At 68.9% G+C, this 2,256-nt stretch carries 3 protein-coding genes and 1 pseudogene; 3 read left to right on the top strand and 1 reads right to left on the bottom strand.

Features of this window, described 5'->3' with window-relative positions; translation table 11 throughout:
• Positions 1-91: 91 nt before the first annotated feature.
• Together ABZ646_RS45330 and ABZ646_RS45325 are read left to right on the top strand one after the other, a co-directional pair.
• A pseudogene (locus tag ABZ646_RS45330) lies at positions 92-415 on the top strand (sigma-70 family RNA polymerase sigma factor); the annotation flags it as partial.
• A gap of 120 nt (positions 416-535) precedes the next feature.
• Complete coding sequence (locus tag ABZ646_RS45325; RefSeq protein WP_360533274.1) at positions 536-1,402, top strand: serine protease; 867 nt, start codon at positions 536-538, stop codon at positions 1,400-1,402.
• 100 nt (positions 1,403-1,502) lie between these two features.
• On the opposite strand, the gene ABZ646_RS45320 is transcribed toward ABZ646_RS45325, so the two are convergent.
• A complete protein-coding gene (locus ABZ646_RS45320) occupies positions 1,503-1,733 on the bottom strand; it encodes a hypothetical protein (RefSeq protein ID WP_123973563.1) in 231 nt (76 codons plus the stop codon).
• Between the two features lie 333 nt (positions 1,734-2,066).
• On the opposite strand from ABZ646_RS45320, the gene ABZ646_RS45315 reads away from it, so the two are divergent.
• Positions 2,067-2,228 (top strand): hypothetical protein, encoded by a 162-nt coding sequence (locus tag ABZ646_RS45315; protein WP_360533277.1) that lies wholly within the window; start codon positions 2,067-2,069, stop codon positions 2,226-2,228.
• Positions 2,229-2,256 lie beyond the last annotated feature (28 nt).

Raw genomic sequence — 2,256 nt, 5'->3', positions numbered from 1 at the left:
GTACGACGGCTGCCCACCCGCCTGGTCGACCGGCTCGCCCGCACCATGGCCAAGGTGAGCGTGCCCGACCTGGCCGCCCACGGCCTGCCCCGCCCTGCACACCCCGCTCGGTGAGGACGGCGACAGCGAGTTCGGTGACCTCATCGAGGACTCCGAGGCCGTCGTCCCCGCCGACGCCGTGAGCTTCACGCTCCTCCAGGAGCAGCTGCACTCGGTGCTGGACACCCTGTCCGAGCGCGAGGCGGGCGTCGTCTCCATGCGGTTCGGTCTCACCGACGGTCAGCCGAAGACCCTCGACGAGATCGGCAAGGTCTACGGCGTCACGCGTGAGCGCATCCGGCAGATCGAGTCGAAGACCATGTCGAAGCTGCGTCACCCGTCGCGTTCCCAGGTGCTGCGCGACTACCTCGACTAGGTCGCGGCCGTACGACCCGGAAGGCCCGGTCTCCCTCGGGAGGCCGGGCCTTCGTGCTGCGGAGCGCCCTCCGCTGGATGACTCTGGGTTCTCCGGTACCACCCAGAGTGAGGAGGGTGCATGCGTCACTCGTCTGCCCCGGTCCTGATCCGGCCGCTGATCCTGGCGGCCGTCACCGCGGTCATACCGCTGGCCGCCCCGTCCCCGGCTGCCTCTGACAGCGTTGTCGTCGGCGGCTTTCCCATCGATGTCTCGCAGGCCCCCTGGACGGTCGCACTGTCCAGCCGTGACCGGTTCGGAGGTACCCGGGCCGGTCAGTTCTGCGGCGGTGTGGCGATCGGCCGGACCACTGTGCTGACCGCGGCCCACTGCTTGGCCGACGACGTCATCGGCGGTCCGACCGGCCCGGTGCGCGACCTCAAGGTCATCGCGGGCCGCACGGACCTGCTGTCCGCACAGGGCCAGGAGATCCCCGTGACGGCCCTCCGGGTGAACCCGGACTATGACGCCGACGCGAACACCGGCGACTTCGCCGTTCTCGCCCTCGCCGAGCCGCTGCCGGCCAGTGCGGTCGTTCCGATGGCGGCCGAGGGGGACACCGCCTACACGCCCGACACCGGTGCGCTGGTGTCCGGGTGGGGCGACATCACGGGTGGCGGCGACTACGCGCGCCGGATGCACGCGGCGCGCGTTCATGTGCTCCCCGACCAGATGTGCGAGCGCGCCTACCCCGGCGGGGTCGACGGCACTTATCGAGCGGGCTCCATGCTGTGCGCGGGGGAGGCGCAGGGCGGCCCTGACGCCTGTCAGGGCGACAGCGGCGGTCCGCTGGTCGCCGACGGGAAGCTGATCGGGCTGGTGTCGTGGGGGAGCGGCTGCGGCCGGCCGGGGAGCCCTGGCGTCTACACGCGCGTCTCAGAGGCCGCGCGTGCACTTGGTCCCGGCGGTGCCCTGAGCGCCTCACGTCGCCCTCACGACCCCTCCTGAGGGCCGCTACGGGGATATGACGAAGGGCGGTCGCTCCCGAGGGAAAGCGACCGCCCGTCACCGGCCTGTGCCGGAGCTGGCTCGTCGTGGGTGCGAGAGGTCAGCGCTCATCTTCGGAAGCGGTGGCCGGAGCGGTCGTCAGCCGCTCCGTCTCGTCCTGTATCTCAGCGGCGATCTTCTTGAGTTCCGGCTCGAACTTGCGGCCGTGGTGGGCGCAGAAGAGCAGTTCTCCGCCGCTGAGCAGTACGACGCGCAGGTATGCCTGGGCGCCGCAGCGGTCGCAGCGATCGGCGGCCGTCAGGTGGCTCGCGGGGGTCAGAACAGTAGTCACGTCGCCTCTTCTCTAGCTCGACGAGCTGTCGTACCAGGGTCAACATCCAACCAGCCCGAAAACGTTCCCGCTCGGGGCTTCTCCTCGAAAAAAATCTTTCGAGGTGGCCGTCTGCTGCCGGTTGGCGGCGAATGTGCCGTATTGCGTTTCTTCAGTGCTTACGGGTTCGCTCGGTTCATCGATCTCATCCTCCCGGCTGGGTTGCCGGTTGTTTGTGAGGACGTGCCCGGAGCCTAAATGGTTCATGCCTCGAAGGGAACGTGATATGTACTTCACCCCATCGAGGGATCGAACACCCATGCGACCGTGGACTAGGGTGAGTTTCCTACGAGGGTGGCGTTACAACGGCTCTACCAGGCCTGGGTACCCTCTGAGCGGCGACCGAAGCCGGCGGGTGACGACCTGGAGCGGATCACCCGCATACTGACGAAGCTGCGCGAGGACGTGGTCTGCGACCCGGTGCTGCATCTGCAGGTACCGCACCCGCAGCCGTAGCACCGCACCCGGCCGCCGTACCCGCACC

The sequence above is a fragment of the Streptomyces sp. NPDC007162 genome (assembly GCF_040634175.1).
Lineage (GTDB): Bacteria > Actinomycetota > Actinomycetes > Streptomycetales > Streptomycetaceae > Streptomyces.
The sequence above is the reverse complement of the archived record's forward strand: the minus strand, read 5'-3'. Positions and strand labels throughout refer to the sequence as shown.

Excerpts from the sequence above, each read along its gene's own strand:
- ABZ646_RS45325 (WP_360533274.1), top strand. The coding sequence starts at position 536 with ATGCGTCACTCGTCTGCCCCGGTCCTGATCCGGCCGCTGATCCTGGCG.